The 12,725-nt window shown below is 69.6% G+C and carries 13 protein-coding genes and 1 tRNA gene; 8 read left to right on the top strand and 6 right to left on the bottom strand.

The window, feature by feature from the left end; all coding sequences use genetic code 11:
* Positions 1-101 precede the first annotated feature (101 nt).
* The 4 genes from bioD (at position 102) to C1H66_RS18400 (ending at position 2,664) form a co-directional block, all read left to right on the top strand.
* Positions 102-803 (top strand): dethiobiotin synthase, encoded by a 702-nt coding sequence (bioD, locus tag C1H66_RS18415; protein WP_102629334.1) that lies wholly within the window; start codon positions 102-104, stop codon positions 801-803.
* Between the two features lie 44 nt (positions 804-847).
* Positions 848-932, top strand: a tRNA-Leu gene (locus C1H66_RS18410).
* A gap of 126 nt (positions 933-1,058) precedes the next feature.
* Positions 1,059-2,324: an adenosylmethionine--8-amino-7-oxononanoate transaminase gene (bioA, locus tag C1H66_RS18405; RefSeq protein WP_102629333.1), complete on the top strand. Its 1,266-nt coding sequence runs from the start codon at positions 1,059-1,061 to the stop codon at positions 2,322-2,324.
* 37 nt (positions 2,325-2,361) lie between these two features.
* Positions 2,362-2,664, top strand: coding sequence for a winged helix-turn-helix domain-containing protein (locus C1H66_RS18400; RefSeq protein ID WP_102629332.1), 303 nt, complete (start codon positions 2,362-2,364; stop codon positions 2,662-2,664).
* Between the two features lie 13 nt (positions 2,665-2,677).
* Here the strand turns inward: C1H66_RS18400 and C1H66_RS18395 are convergent, their stop codons facing one another.
* Entirely contained in the window at positions 2,678-2,938 is a 261-nt protein-coding gene (locus C1H66_RS18395; RefSeq protein WP_102629331.1) for a hypothetical protein, read from the bottom strand.
* A 235-nt stretch (positions 2,939-3,173) separates the two neighbouring features.
* On the opposite strand from C1H66_RS18395, the gene C1H66_RS18390 reads away from it, so the two are divergent.
* A complete protein-coding gene (locus C1H66_RS18390) occupies positions 3,174-3,728 on the top strand; it encodes a thioredoxin family protein (RefSeq protein WP_102629330.1) in 555 nt (184 codons plus the stop codon).
* Positions 3,729-3,797: 69 nt separating this feature from the next.
* On the opposite strand, the gene C1H66_RS18385 is transcribed toward C1H66_RS18390, so the two are convergent.
* A complete protein-coding gene (locus tag C1H66_RS18385; protein ID WP_102629329.1) occupies positions 3,798-4,622 on the bottom strand; it encodes an MBL fold metallo-hydrolase in 825 nt (274 codons plus the stop codon).
* A 101-nt stretch (positions 4,623-4,723) separates the two neighbouring features.
* Here C1H66_RS18385 and C1H66_RS18380 point away from each other — a divergent pair, with 101 nt between their 5' ends.
* Positions 4,724-5,362, top strand: a complete 639-nt coding sequence (locus tag C1H66_RS18380; RefSeq protein ID WP_102629328.1) for a TetR/AcrR family transcriptional regulator — start codon at positions 4,724-4,726, stop codon at positions 5,360-5,362.
* Between the two features lie 205 nt (positions 5,363-5,567).
* The gene (locus tag C1H66_RS18375; RefSeq protein ID WP_102629327.1) at positions 5,568-6,173 is read left to right on the top strand and encodes a hypothetical protein; all 606 of its coding nucleotides are present in this window, start codon (positions 5,568-5,570) and stop codon (positions 6,171-6,173) included.
* Positions 6,174-6,244: 71 nt separating this feature from the next.
* Here C1H66_RS18375 and C1H66_RS18370 read toward each other — a convergent pair whose 3' ends face one another.
* Positions 6,245-7,393, bottom strand: coding sequence for a hypothetical protein (locus C1H66_RS18370; protein ID WP_102629326.1), 1,149 nt, complete (start codon positions 7,391-7,393; stop codon positions 6,245-6,247).
* A complete protein-coding gene (locus C1H66_RS18365) occupies positions 7,390-8,232 on the bottom strand; it encodes a hypothetical protein (protein ID WP_102629325.1) in 843 nt (280 codons plus the stop codon). Before C1H66_RS18365 ends, C1H66_RS18370 begins: the two co-directional genes overlap by 4 nt.
* Positions 8,233-8,418: 186 nt before the next feature.
* Here C1H66_RS18365 and C1H66_RS18360 point away from each other — a divergent pair, with 186 nt between their 5' ends.
* Positions 8,419-9,414, top strand: coding sequence for a hypothetical protein (locus C1H66_RS18360; protein ID WP_240618390.1), 996 nt, complete (start codon positions 8,419-8,421; stop codon positions 9,412-9,414).
* Positions 9,415-9,423: 9 nt separating this feature from the next.
* Here the strand turns inward: C1H66_RS18360 and C1H66_RS18355 are convergent, their stop codons facing one another.
* Together C1H66_RS18355 and C1H66_RS18350 are read right to left on the bottom strand one after the other, a co-directional pair.
* Complete coding sequence (locus C1H66_RS18355; protein WP_240618389.1) at positions 9,424-10,686, bottom strand: amidase; 1,263 nt, start codon at positions 10,684-10,686, stop codon at positions 9,424-9,426.
* A 180-nt stretch (positions 10,687-10,866) separates the two neighbouring features.
* A complete protein-coding gene (locus tag C1H66_RS18350; RefSeq protein WP_102629323.1) occupies positions 10,867-12,678 on the bottom strand; it encodes an acyl-CoA dehydrogenase C-terminal domain-containing protein in 1,812 nt (603 codons plus the stop codon).
* Positions 12,679-12,725: the final 47 nt, after the last annotated feature.

The raw sequence follows: 12,725 nt of genomic DNA, 5'->3' as shown, positions 1-12,725 counted from the left end.
CGCCGACCTGGCCCGCGCCCGCCGACGCTACGAGGCCCTGCGCGAGCCCGACGGCCTGCCCGTTTCCTACCGGCTGCTGACCCTGGTGCTGGAGCGCTGAGATGCCCGCCTACTTCGTGACCGGTACCGATACCGACGCCGGCAAGACCCTGGTCACCACCGGCCTGCTCGCCCTGGCGCGCCGCCGCGGCCTGAGCACGCTCGGGCTCAAGCCCATCGCCTCGGGCTGTGAACCCACCGCCGACGGACTGCGCAACGCCGATGCCCTGGCACTGCAGGCCCAATGTGCACCGGCCCAGCCCTACGCGGCGATCAACCCCTTCGCCTTCGCCCCCGCCATCGCCCCGCACCTGGCCGCCCGCCGGGCGGGCGTCGCCCTCGGCCTCGACGACCTGGTCGATCCTCTTCGGCCCATGCTCGCCCTCGAGCGTGGCCTGACGCTGGTCGAGGGTGCCGGCGGCTGGCGGGTTCCCCTCAACGACGACGAGGATCTCACGGGCCTCGCCGGGCGTCTCGGCCTGCCGGTGATCCTGGTGGTGGGGCTGAAGCTCGGCTGCCTCAGTCACGCCCGCCTCACCGCCGAGGCGATCGTCGCCGACGGCCAGCCCCTCGCCGGCTGGGTGGGAAACCTGCTCGATCCCGCCTTCGCGTCCGACCGCGAGCTGTACCGCGACAACCTGGCGACCCTGACGCATCGGCTGCCCGGCCCCTGCCTGGGCGTGGTGCCACGCCTCGCGGCGAGAAGCCCCCGGGCGCTGGCCGAGGCCGCCGCCGACCACCTGGTGCTGCCCGATGTCGATTGACTTGCGAAGGCCCGTCCGTACAATGTGGACGCCTGCCCGACCGTGCGGATGTGGTGGAATTGGTAGACACGCCAGATTTAGGTTCTGGTGCCTTCGGGCGTGGGAGTTCAAGTCTCCCCATCCGCACCATTTCAGCTCCTCGATTGCAAAAGCGAATGTCCGTCTTCCCCCGGGGAAGCACGGCGCCTGCGCGTCCCCGTCGTTTCGCTCCGCTCGCCCGACCCTGTTCGCCACCCTCGTCCCCCGGAGGCCCGCATGACGTCCCCCGTCTGGCATCCCTATGCCCATCTCAAGACCCAGTCACCGGCGCCCAGGGTGATCGGCGGCACGGGCCCGCGCTTCACCCTGGAGAGCGGCGAGTCGCTGCTCGACGCCACCTGCTCCTGGTGGTGCATGATCCACGGCTATGCCCACCCGCGGCTGGTGGCGGCGATCCGCGAGCAGGCCGGCGAGCTGTGCCACGTGATGCTCGGCGGCCTGACCCACGAGCCCGCCGACCGCCTGGCCCGGGAACTGGTCAGGATCACCCCGGCGGGGCTGAACCACGTCTTCTACTCCGACAGCGGCTCGGTGGGCATGGAAGTGGCGATGAAGATGGCCGTGCAGTATCACCAGCTGCGCGGCAGGCCCGGCAAGCATCGCCTGCTCTCGCTGATGAAGGCCTACCATGGCGATACCGCCGGCTGCATGGCGGTGTGCGACCCCGAGGAGGGCATGCACTCGCTGTTCGCCGGCTACCTGCCGCGGCATCACTTCGCCCCGGCCCCCACTGCACCCTTCGACGCCGAGCCGGCAGCGGTCCGGGCCGACCTCGACGCCCTGCGCGCGGTGCTCGCGGCCCACCATCACGAGATCGCCGCCCTGCTGATGGAGCCGCTGCTGCAGGCCGCCGGCGGGCTCAACATGACCTCGCCCGACTACCTCAGGGGCGCGCGCGAGCTGTGCGACGAATTCGACGTGCTGCTGGTGTTCGACGAGGTGGCCACCGGCTTCGGCCGCACGGGGAAGCTGTTCGCCGCCGACCATGCCGATGTGACGCCGGACATCATGGTGCTCTCCAAGGGGCTCACCGGGGGCTATCTCGGCCATGCGGCGACCCTGGCCACCGACCGGGTGCATGAGGCGTTCGTCGGTGACAGCCCCCACCATGCCTTTATGCATGGCCCGACCTTCATGGGCAATCCGCTGGCCTGCCGGGTGGCGCTGGAGAGCCTCGCGGTGTTCGAGGAGGAGGACTACCTGGGCCGCATCGCCGGGCTCAACCGCGTGCTGTGCGATGAGCTGCTCGAGGACGCGACGCTCGCTGCCCATCCCGCGGTCGAGGACGTGCGGGTGCTCGGCGCCACCGCGGTGATCGAGACCCGCGATTCGGCGGACCTTGCCGGCGTGGGCGACTGGGCCCGCGAGCAGGGCGTCTGGCTGCGTCCCATCGGCCGCTGGCTCTACACCATGCCGGCCTATATCACCGACGATACCGACATGCGGCGCATCACCGACGTCATGAAGGGCTGGTTCCGCTAGGATAGAAGGCATTATCACCCAGCAGAGCACTGCCGCAATGACTGCCCTCACCAAGACGAGATCGAGCTTCTATCGCCGCCTCTATGTCGCCCACCTGGTCGACAGCGGCGTCACCAGCGTACCGGCGATCATGGCGACCACCGGCATGCCACGACGCACCGCCCAGGACACCCTGGGCGCCCTGGCCGAGCTGGACATCGTCTGCGAGTTCGAAAAGGACGCCGGCGAGCGGCACAACATCGGCCGCTATGTGATTCGCGACTGGGGGCCGTTCGACCCGAGCTGGATCTCGGCCCACGCCGCTCGCCTCGGCGCCGAGCTCGGCTACCCACCACCCTGAGCCAGCCTGCGACTCACCGCCACCGATAGGTGACACCGCCGATCTCGACTTCCATGATCTCGCCGAACGAGACCATGAAACCGTCCATGTCGCCGGGCGCTCCGTGGCTGCCCTGCAACGCCGTCTCCGGAATGACCTTCACTCCGGTGGCGCCGACATGCTGTACCCGGGCCGAGAAACGCTTGCCTTCATGCTCGACCACCAGTCGCTCGCCGGCCATGCAGCGCTCGACTCGGGCCAGCAGTTCCGCTTCGGTTACCTGCTGTACGCTCATATCCGTCACCTCCTCCCTGTGTCTATCCGTCGCTCGTCATCCTCCGATGGACCAGCGAGAGGCCCGCGAATTCAACTATCCGCCCGCCTGCACGCCTGCAGGACGGGGCGCTGTACCGCTCGCCTACGTAACCGGCGTTGGCCTGATCAAGTTTAGACAGGCCCGGCCGACCGACTCCAGCGGCGCCTTCTGTTACCCTGAGACTATCCTTCAAGCACTACAGGAGGCCTTCCCCATGTCCCTGACGCCCTCGAACATGGCCGAGCTCGGCAGTCCCCTGCCGCCCTTCCGCCTTCCCGACCCCCACGGCACGGAGATTGACAGCGCCGACTTCCAGGGCCAGCCGATACTCGTGGCCTTCATCTGCAACCACTGCCCCTTCGTCAAGCACGTTGCCGATGCCTTCGCCGACTTCGCCCGGGAGTATGGCGAACGCGGCCTCGCCGTGGTCGCCATCAACAGCAACGACTTCCACAGCCATCCCGACGACAGCCCCGGGCGCATGATCGAGGAGGCCCGCTCGCGGAACTACGGCTTTCCCTACCTGGTGGACGAGCGCCAGGACGTGGCCCGCGCCTTCCAGGCCGCCTGCACCCCGGACTTCTTCCTCTTCGATGCCGACCACCGGCTCGTCTACCGCGGCCAGTTCGACGACAGCCGGCCGAGCAAGGAGACCCCGGTGACCGGGGCCGACCTGCGTGCCGCCGCCGATGCCGTGCTCGCCGGCCAGGCACCGGATGCCACCCAGAAGCCATCGATGGGCTGCAACATCAAATGGAAGACGGCATGACCGGGCCCCGGCTGCCGCGGCCATGCTCCGCCGGCCCGGGCAGCAACCTCGCCCCCGAGCCGGCAGGCCTTACCCCAGAGCCACCGCCACGGCCTCCAGGGAGTCCGGCGCAATGCCGGTGCTCGGCCCGGCGCACCAGGCGTCGTGCACCAGGGCAGTGAGACGCTCGACACCCTGACAGGCGACGGGCAGATGACCCGACAACAGCGTCGTCGGCGCGAGCCGCCGCAGCGACGAGAGCGTACGACCCAGCACCTCGCGGTCTGCCGTCGCGAGCCAGGGCGCATCGATGGACGACCAGGCCACCAGGCCATCGCGCAGCGCATCCGCATCGACCCCCTCGAGCGGAGTGGCCGCCTCGGGCAGCAGGGCGCCGAAGCTGTCGGCCGCGAAGCAGGTCCCGGAGCGCGTATCGAAGAACCCCAGCGTCTCCGGTGCGTCGTAGTACGGCGGCCGCAGCGGCACCAGGCGGCGATCGCCGAGCTCTAGCCTTGCCCCCGGCGCCAGCAGCTGCACCCGGGAGAGATCGTGACCCAGCATGCCCATCTTGCCCATGCCGAGAAAGTTCGTGACCACCCTGGCCCGGGGGGCGCGCTCGAGGATACGCGCGAGATTCCCGATATGGTCGGCATCGGTGTGGCTCAGCCAGATCCAGCGCAGGTCGTCGAGATCGATCTCCGCCTCCAACGCCTCGAGGAAGGCATCCCCCAGTGTCGCCAGGCCGGTGTCGACCAGCACGGGCTCGGTCCCCTTCAGCAGGAAGGCGTTGACGGCCAGCCCCCCCAGCCCAGGAACCGGCAGGAAGGCGGGCAACACCCGCCAGTCGCTCCCGGCCGCCTGGCATTCCAGCATCACGGCATCGTGCCTGGTGGTCAGGTTGTCGTTGTTGGTCATGCGGCACTCTCCTGTTTTGAAGGAACACCATTGTTCACAAGCGACATTTAAGCCCGCCGACGTCACTTGTCAATAGTTGAACGAACATGTATGTTCAATGAATGACCACCAGACGCCGTTATACCCAGCGCAAGCGCGCGGCATCGCAGGAAGAGACCCGGCTGAGGATCGTCGAGGCGACCATGCAGCTGCACGAGGAGATCGGCCCACGCGCCACGACGATCAGCGCCATCGCCGAACGCGCCGGCGTGCAGCGGCTGACCGTCTACCGCCACTTTCCCGACGAAACGGCGGTATTCCAGGCCTGCACCCGGCACTGGCTGGAACAGCACCCGCCTCCCCATCCGACCGATTGGGCCGGCCTCGAGCCCGGGCCGGCGCGTACCCGCGCGGCGCTGTCCGCCTTCTACCGCTACTACCGCCTCACCGAGCGCATGTGGGCCGCCTCGCACCGGGACGAGTCGGCCGTGCCGGCGCTGCAGGGTCCCATGGCAGAGTTTCGGGCCCACCTGCGTCGGATCGGCGACAACCTGATCGCAGGCTTCGGCGCGAGCACCGATACCCGGCTCGCCGCCACGCTCCACCACGCCCTCGCCTTCACCACCTGGGCATCACTGAACACGCAGGGCCTGGACGACGGGGCCATGGCCGACCTGGCCCTGGTGTGGGTAACGGCACTGCTCCCCCCAAGCGACACGCCCCGGCCTGCCGAGGCTGACACCGCCACCCACCGGGAATGACGACCGGCGCTCAGCATTTCGCCTCTCCCTTGAGCATTTCCCTGCTACCCGAGAAGGGAAAATATCAAGCGTCGACGAGATGGCGCCTTGAATATGATGAGCACAGGAAGCTGCGGCGGTTTCACTTTCCCTGCAAGGGCCCGCTCGGGCAGGCCGGTGCCGAACGGCAGGGCTGCCGGGGCTCGGCCCCGTGGAGGACAGTCACATGCGTGGATCAGTCGTATTGGGAGGTGCCATCACCGTCGGACTCGCGCTGTCCGGCCCGCTGGCCAATAGCGCGAAGGCCGACGAACTCACGGGCATGGTCGAGGCGATCCGTGTCGCGGTGGAGCGCTTCGCGGATGTGAATGTCGCCCTGGCGGAAGGGTACATTCCGGACCCGTCGGGCGAGTGCGTGATGGCCGGGGCCCATGGCCTGCCTGCCGAGCTGGGCGGCATGGGCATCCACTACCTGCACCCGGGCCTGCTGGGCATCACCGCCACCGAGCCACGGGTCGACGGCACCGGCACCCACACCGACTTTCTCCAGCCCGCCATCCTGCTCTACGAACCACAGCCGGATGGCACCCTGGCGCTGGTCGGGGTCGAAAACCTGGTGTTCCAGAAGGCGTGGGAGGAAGCCGGCCATACCGAGCCCCCGCGCTTCGCCGGTCGCAGCTGGGATTACATGGCCAATGACCCGGACACGACGCTCGACGAGGCACACGGCTTCGAGCCGCACTACGACCAGCACATCTGGTTCCTCGATAACAGCAACGGCCGCCTCGAACCCTTCAATCCGGCGGTGATCTGCGCACACCACCCCCACTGACCGAGGCGCGGCCGGATCCGCCAGGACCGGCCGTCTCCCGGCGTTCATGCCAGGCGATGCGCGGGTTCCGTTCAATCGCCCCGAGTGCCGAAGATCCGGTACGCCTCGGGCGCCTGCGCTCCCGCCTCGGCCCGGCCGGCGTGGTGTGTCGCTCGAGCGGCCAGCGTAGCGACACTGGCCACGGTCAGGTCATCCAGCGCCCGGCCCGTCTCCTGGCGGGCCTGGTCGATCTCGTCGAGCAGCTGGGCCTGCATCGCCGGCCGATGAAGCGCCTCCTGGGCCTTGAGCAGCGCGTATTCGCTGCCCACGAAGCCGGCCAGGGCAATGGCGGTGGTGGCCGTGCCGATCACCATGGCCCCGGGGCCGCTGGGTGAGGCGGCGGCCGCCGCCATGCCACCCGTCGCCAGCGAGCGGGCGGTATTGACACCCAGGCGTGCCACCAGGCCGCGCACGACCACCCGACTGCCCTGTACGGCCGCCCCGGCCCCCAGCCGCTGGGCCAGGGCACGCCCCGCCACCAGGCCGACGCCGGCGCCGCCCAGGGTGGCGGTGCCCCAACGCGACACATCCAGGCCGTCATGCAGCGCCTGCCCCAGCGCCAGGTCGAGATCGAGGGCCTGGACGGGGCGTTCGCCCTCCGCCGCCGGCGTCGCCTGGCGCGGCTCGTACGCCTCGTGCAGGCGCTGCACCACGCCCTGCATCCGCTCCTGCTGCATCCGGGCCAGCTGCTGAGGGTAGTCCGCCTCCAGCTCGGCCAGGGCCTCCTCGACCCCGCTGGCGGCGACCAGGCGCTCATGGAGCTGCGCGTCCAGCCAGTCATCCAGTTCGCCGGCCACCGCCATCCCCAGCCGCAGGTAGCTGCCGGCGAGGGAGTAGTACCAGTCGAGATACCCCGGCACCGCCGCCTCGAGCGGCGCGAAGGCCGCCTCCAGTCGCTCGTCGACCCAGGGTTGCATCGAGGCCACCACGTTTTCCTGCCACCGGGCAGTGAGCCGGTCCAGGTCTCGTCCGAATTCGGCGTGGGTCTCGGCATCGAGCAGCAGGGATTCGCCGTTGACCACCACCCGGAACAGCGGCGCTTCTGCACGGCCCTGCAGCAGGCGATGGCCATGGTCGAGCAGCAGCATCAGCGCCATGACCGCCAGCAGCGAAGCGGCCCAGCGTCGCCAGCCGCACACCGGCCACCAGGCCATGCCCCGGGTGCGTCGCGCCGAGTTCATCGGGTCTCCTCCTCGCCGCGCAAACGCGACGCTACGGGAGCGGACCGGCCGCCCTCTCGGCGCAGCGCATCGGCCCCCACCAGCAGCCGGACATAGGCCCAGGCGAAGGCACTCTGGGTCAGCAGCAGCAGCGACCAGCCCAGCAGCGCCAGGGGCGCGCCGAGCTGCTGGCTCTCCACCGCGTTCTGCATGGCCCAGTACTGGATGATCTCCGCCGCACTGCCGAGCCGCTCGAAGAAGCCGAGCAGCGAAGCCGCGTCGCGCCCCTGGAGGTGGCGCAGCAGCGCCTCTTCCCAGCCCAGGCCCACCAGGTAGGGCTGGGGCAGCCAGAGCGCCACGGCCACCAGCATCAGGGACAGCAGACCGGCGGCGGGCGGCACCACCAGGCGCCGGGTCACCGCCGGGAGATGCCCGCGAATGACATGCCGGGCGAGGCGCCGACGCAGGCCGTTGCGCAGTCCCACCAGCCCGACCACGGCGACCAGCAGCATCGGCCAGTCGACCCAGGCCAGCAGGCGCAGCTTCACCAGCAGCAGCAGTGCCAGGCAGGCGCCCAGCAACTGGTGACGGGCCACCATCAATGCGCCGCCGCGCAGCCAGCGGTGCCAGGGGGAGTCGTCACGCAGGTACTGGTCCAGCCAGGCGCGGCGACGCAGCCGGGCGGCTTCCAGGCTGCCGGCGGCGATCAACTGGGTGACCAGCACCCAGGCCGGCACGAACAGCAGGCCGGCGAGTCGCTCCCCCAGCTGTGACCAGAGCAGTACCACCAGCACCGTCAGGGCCAGATGCGCGTGCCTCCAGGGGAGTGCCCACCGCCCCGAGGTCGACCTTTCCAGCATCGGCAAACCTCCCGTCCCGCCGTCTTCGACTCTGACCCCCGCCGGCCCGGCAAGGTCCCTGCTGCCTTGCCTGACATGCCCCCTGCCGGGCAGCGGCGCACGGCGTGGGCCAGCGCAGGATGCCACCCTTTTGTGAATAGCGCATAGACTGAGAGACAGGCACCGGAGAAGAGCGAGAACAACAAGATGAAGAAAGCCCTGATGATCCTCGTCGCCTGTGCCAGCCTCGGCGCCCACGCCGACACCCATCATGACAGCGAGGGCGACCCCGATAGCGACCTGCCGCCGTGGGTCGACGAGCGGCTCGATCCCTTCCACCAAAGCGTCTCGCAGTGGGTCGAGAACACCTCGCGACGCATCGATAGCTTCTTCGGCACCACCGATGCCCTGAGCGTGGAGACCGACTCCTATCTGCGCATCGGCCAGGCGTGGCGCTGGCGCGAAGGCGATGCCTTCGACCAGGACCTGGGCGCCAGCTTCCGGCTTGACCTGCCGACCACCGAGCGGCGCCTGCGCCTGGTCATCGAGAGCGACCCCGAGGAGACCCGCGGCACCCTGGCCGAACAGGAGTCGACCCTCGCCGACGAGCGCCCCGACCGGGGCGGCAGGCTGCGGATCGGCATCAATCGCCTGGGCGACCGGGACAAGGCCCTGCAGTGGAACACCCAGGTCGGCGCCGGCATCCGGGCTCGCCTGCCGCCCGATCCCTACGCGCGGGTGATCAGCCAGCGGCTATGGACCCTCCGCGATGGCCCCTGGCAGCTGGAGAGCGACAACCGCCTGTCGTGGTTCAACAAGGACGGCTATTCCGCCCGCACCCGCTGGGACCTAGGTCGGCTGCTCGACGAGCGGCGGCACCTGCGCTTTCTGACCAATGTCCAGTGGCGCGAGGAGGTGGATACCCTCGAGTTCAGCGAGGCCGTCGAGCTCAACCGTCGCCTCGACCGGCGCCGCGCCCTGCGCTACACGGCCGCGGTACTCGGCGAGAGCATCTCGCGCCCGCGCGTCGAGGACGCCTTCCTCCAACTGCGCTACCGCCGCGACGTGCACAGGGGCATCCTGTTTCTCGACATGGCCCCCGCCCTCCACTTCCCCCGCGAGGCCGGCCACGATCCGCGCTGGGCGATGACCCTGCGCCTCGAGATGTACTTCCGCCGCGAGTTCGATCGCACCCTCCTGTAACGGCCCCGGCTAGCCGGAGCCGCCCCCCATCAGGGTGCGGGCGATCGCCAGCAGCCGGTCGTCCTGGAAACGCTCACCGATCAGTTGCACCCCGACCGGCAACCCCTGGTGACCGCGGCCCAGCGGCAGGTTGAGACAGGGCACGCCGAGCAGTGTCCAGGCGCGGCAGAACAGCGGATCGCCGGTCGCCTGGAGCCCCTCGGGCGCCACCCCCTGGGCACTGGCGGCGAGGATCACGTCCACCGCGTCGACGAAGCCCCGGGAGAGCACCTGGCGCAGCTCGATCGCCGCCTGCTGCGCCTGCCGGTAGCGTGCATAGGGCAGCGTCTGTCCCTCCTCGATCAGCGCCACCAGCCGGGGGCCCATGCTGTCGGCATGCTGCCGGTGCTCGCTGGCCAGGGTCTGTGCCGCCTCGTAGGCCATGACCTCCTTCTGGTACTCGACCAGGGCGGCAAACCGCTCGTCCAGCGGCAGCGGGACGACATTGGCCCCCAGTCGCTCGAGCCGGATCCGGGTGCGGGCCAGCGCCCGCTGCACGTCGGCGTCCAGCACCCGGTCGCTCGGCAGGCTTCTCACCCCGACGCGCACGCCATCGAGGCTCGGCAGGGCGTCGATGGCCGGTGCCCGGGTCAGCGCCGAGAAGGTCGTGCAGATATCCTCGATATGGTTGGCGAACCAGCCCAGGGTATCCAGCGACGGGGCGAAGGACTTGATCCCGGCGAGGCTCACCGCATCGAAGGTCGGCTTGAAGCCGAACACCCCGCAGTAGCTCGCCGGGCGGATGATGCTGCCGGCGGTCTGGGTGCCGAAGGCCAGCGGCACCATGCCGGCGGCCACGGCCGCGGCCGAGCCGCTCGAGGAGCCGCCCGGGGTCCGCGTGAGATCATGGGGGTTGCGGGTCTTGCCGGGGGTGAAGTAGGCGAGTTCGGTGGTCACGGTCTTGCCCATGATCAAGGCCCCCTGCTGCTCGAGCAGCGTGACCAGGGCGGCATCGACCAGCGAACCCGGCGTGCCAAGGTAACCGCCGGTGCCCCAGGCGGTGGGCAGGTCGCGGGTCTCGATGATGTCCTTGAGCCCGACGGGCACCCCGCGCAGCAGCCCGGCGGCGGGCGGCTCGGGGGTGCGCGGGGCGAGAACCTCCCAGGCCTGCACCTCGGGCTCGCGTACCGCGATGCGCTCGCGGCAGAGATGCCACCAGTCCAGCGGCTGGCTCTCGCCGGCGGCGAGACGCGCACGGAACCGGTCGATGTTCATGTCGTCGTGTGGGTACAAGGCCTCCCTCCCCTTCTGCCTCCGGTCATGACCAAGCGTAGTGCAAGGGTAGCAGCCACGGAGGCATCGCTGGGGTAGGACATCGACAGCGTTCGGCCGACGCTACGGCATACGCAAAAAAAAAGCGGCGGGCAATGCCCGCCGCCAAGCCACCGATCGTTCCCGATCGAGAGAGAGGTATCAGATCTCGAAGCCGCGGCCGAAGTCTTCGCTGGAGAGCGCCATCAACGAGCCGGCGCCGGCCTGGATCATGGCGGCGTGGGCGCGGGTGCGCGGCAGCAGGCGCTGGAAGTAGAAGCGGGCCGTATGGAGCTTGGTGTGGTAGAAGGCGGCATCGTCGCTGCCGGCCGCCAACGCGGCGCTGGCCTGCTTCGCCGCCCGGGCGAACAGGTAGGCCAGGGTCACGTAGCCTGAGTACATCAGGTAGTCGACGCTGGCCGCACCCACTTCCTCTCGGTCCTGCATCGCCTTCACGCCGACCGCCATGGTCAACTCGCCCCACTCGGCGTTGAGCTTGACCAGCGGCGTCACGAACTCGGCCAGCTCGCCGTTGCCCTCCTCGGCCTGGCAGAACTTGTGGATCTCCCTGGTGAAGACCTTGAGGCTCTCGCCTTGGCTCATCAGCACCTTGCGGCCCAGCAGGTCGAGGGCCTGGATGCCGGTGGTGCCCTCGTAGAGGCGGGTGATGCGCGCATCGCGCACCAACTGTTCCATGCCCCACTCCTGGATGAAGCCGTGGCCGCCGAAGACCTGCACGCCCTCGTTGGTCGCCTCGAAGCCGACCTCGGTGAGGAACGCCTTGACGACGGGCGTCAGCAGGCCGAGCAGGGTCTCGGCCCGCTCGCGCTCGGCGGCTTCCTGGCCATGCTCGACGATGTCCAGCATCTGGGCGGTGTAGAGCACCAGCATCCGGCCGCCCTCGGCGAAGGCCTTCTGGGTCAGCAGCATGCGGCGCACGTCCGGGTGGACGATGATCGGGTCGGCGGGCTTCTCGGGTGCCTGGGGGCCGGAGAGCGCACGCATCTGCAGGCGGTCGCGGGCATAGGCCAGGGCATTCTGGAAGCTCGCCTCGGTCAGCCCCAGGCCCTGGATGCCGACGCCCAGGCGGGCGGCGTTCATCATGGTGAACATGCAGGCCAGGCCCTTGTTGGGCGGCCCCACCAGGAAGCCGCGGGCCCCATCGAAGTTCATCACGCAGGTGGCGTTGCCGTGGATGCCCATCTTGTGCTCCAGCGAGCCGCAGGCCACACCGTTGCGCTCGCCGGGCTCACCCGTCTCGGTCGGCAGAAATTTAGGCACCACAAATAGCGAGATGCCCTTCGAGCCCTCCGGGGCGTCCGGCAGCTTGGCCAGCACCAGGTGGACGATGTTCTCGGCCAGGTCATGATCGCCGGCGGAGATAAAGATCTTGGTGCCGGTGATGTCGAAGGCGCCATCGGCCATCGGCACCGCACGGGTCTTGATCAGGCCCAGATCGGTACCGCAGTGCGGCTCGGTCAGGCACATGGTACCGGTCCACACGCCTTCCACCAGCTTGGTCAGGTAGGTGGCCTGCTGCTGCTCGGTGCCGTGATGGCGCAGGGCATCGGCGGCGCCGTGGGAGAGGCCGGGGTACATGCCCCAGGCCAGGTTGGTGGCGCAGATCATCTCGGAGAGCACCATGGCCAGCGAGTGGGGCAGCCCCTGGCCGCCGTGCTCGGGGTCGGCGGCCAGGCTCGGCCAGCCACCCTCCACGTACTGCTGGTAGGCCTGCCTGAAGCCCTTGGGCGCCTTGACCTCGCCGCCCTCCAACAGGCAGCCCTCCCGGTCACCGCTCTGGTTCAGCGGCAGCAAGACCTCGCGGGCGAAGCGCGCGCCCTCCTCGAGGATGGCGGCGACCACGTCGGGCGAAGCCTCCTCGCCGCCGGGCAGGCGGGCGTAGTGGGCCGGGTAGTCCAGCATCTCGTCCATCACGAAGCGCAGGTCGCGCAGGGGGGCCTGATAGTCGGGCATCTCGATCTCTCCCAGATAAGGTCGCCTGAAGTCGGGCGCAGGAAGGC

The organism is Halomonas heilongjiangensis, assembly GCF_002879645.1.
Classification (GTDB): Bacteria; Pseudomonadota; Gammaproteobacteria; order Pseudomonadales; family Halomonadaceae; genus Halomonas; species Halomonas heilongjiangensis.
Note: the sequence above shows the minus strand (reverse complement) of the source record. Positions and strands in the feature narration are given on the sequence as shown.

Excerpts from the sequence above, each read along its gene's own strand:
- bioA (WP_102629333.1), top strand. The coding sequence starts at position 1,059 with ATGACGTCCCCCGTCTGGCATCCCTATGCCCATCTCAAGACCCAGTCA.
- bioD (WP_102629334.1), top strand. The coding sequence starts at position 102 with ATGCCCGCCTACTTCGTGACCGGTACCGATACCGACGCCGGCAAGACC.
- C1H66_RS18370 (WP_102629326.1), bottom strand. The coding sequence starts at position 7,393 with ATGAACTCGGCGCGACGCACCCGGGGCATGGCCTGGTGGCCGGTGTGC.
- C1H66_RS18385 (WP_102629329.1), bottom strand. The coding sequence starts at position 4,622 with ATGACCAACAACGACAACCTGACCACCAGGCACGATGCCGTGATGCTG.
- C1H66_RS18375 (WP_102629327.1), top strand. The coding sequence starts at position 5,568 with ATGCGTGGATCAGTCGTATTGGGAGGTGCCATCACCGTCGGACTCGCG.
- C1H66_RS18350 (WP_102629323.1), bottom strand. The coding sequence starts at position 12,678 with ATGCCCGACTATCAGGCCCCCCTGCGCGACCTGCGCTTCGTGATGGAC.
- C1H66_RS18390 (WP_102629330.1), top strand. The coding sequence starts at position 3,174 with ATGTCCCTGACGCCCTCGAACATGGCCGAGCTCGGCAGTCCCCTGCCG.
- C1H66_RS18395 (WP_102629331.1), bottom strand. The coding sequence starts at position 2,938 with ATGAGCGTACAGCAGGTAACCGAAGCGGAACTGCTGGCCCGAGTCGAG.
- C1H66_RS18400 (WP_102629332.1), top strand. The coding sequence starts at position 2,362 with ATGACTGCCCTCACCAAGACGAGATCGAGCTTCTATCGCCGCCTCTAT.
- C1H66_RS18360 (WP_240618390.1), top strand. The coding sequence starts at position 8,419 with ATGAAGAAAGCCCTGATGATCCTCGTCGCCTGTGCCAGCCTCGGCGCC.
- C1H66_RS18380 (WP_102629328.1), top strand. The coding sequence starts at position 4,724 with ATGACCACCAGACGCCGTTATACCCAGCGCAAGCGCGCGGCATCGCAG.
- C1H66_RS18365 (WP_102629325.1), bottom strand. The coding sequence starts at position 8,232 with ATGCTGGAAAGGTCGACCTCGGGGCGGTGGGCACTCCCCTGGAGGCAC.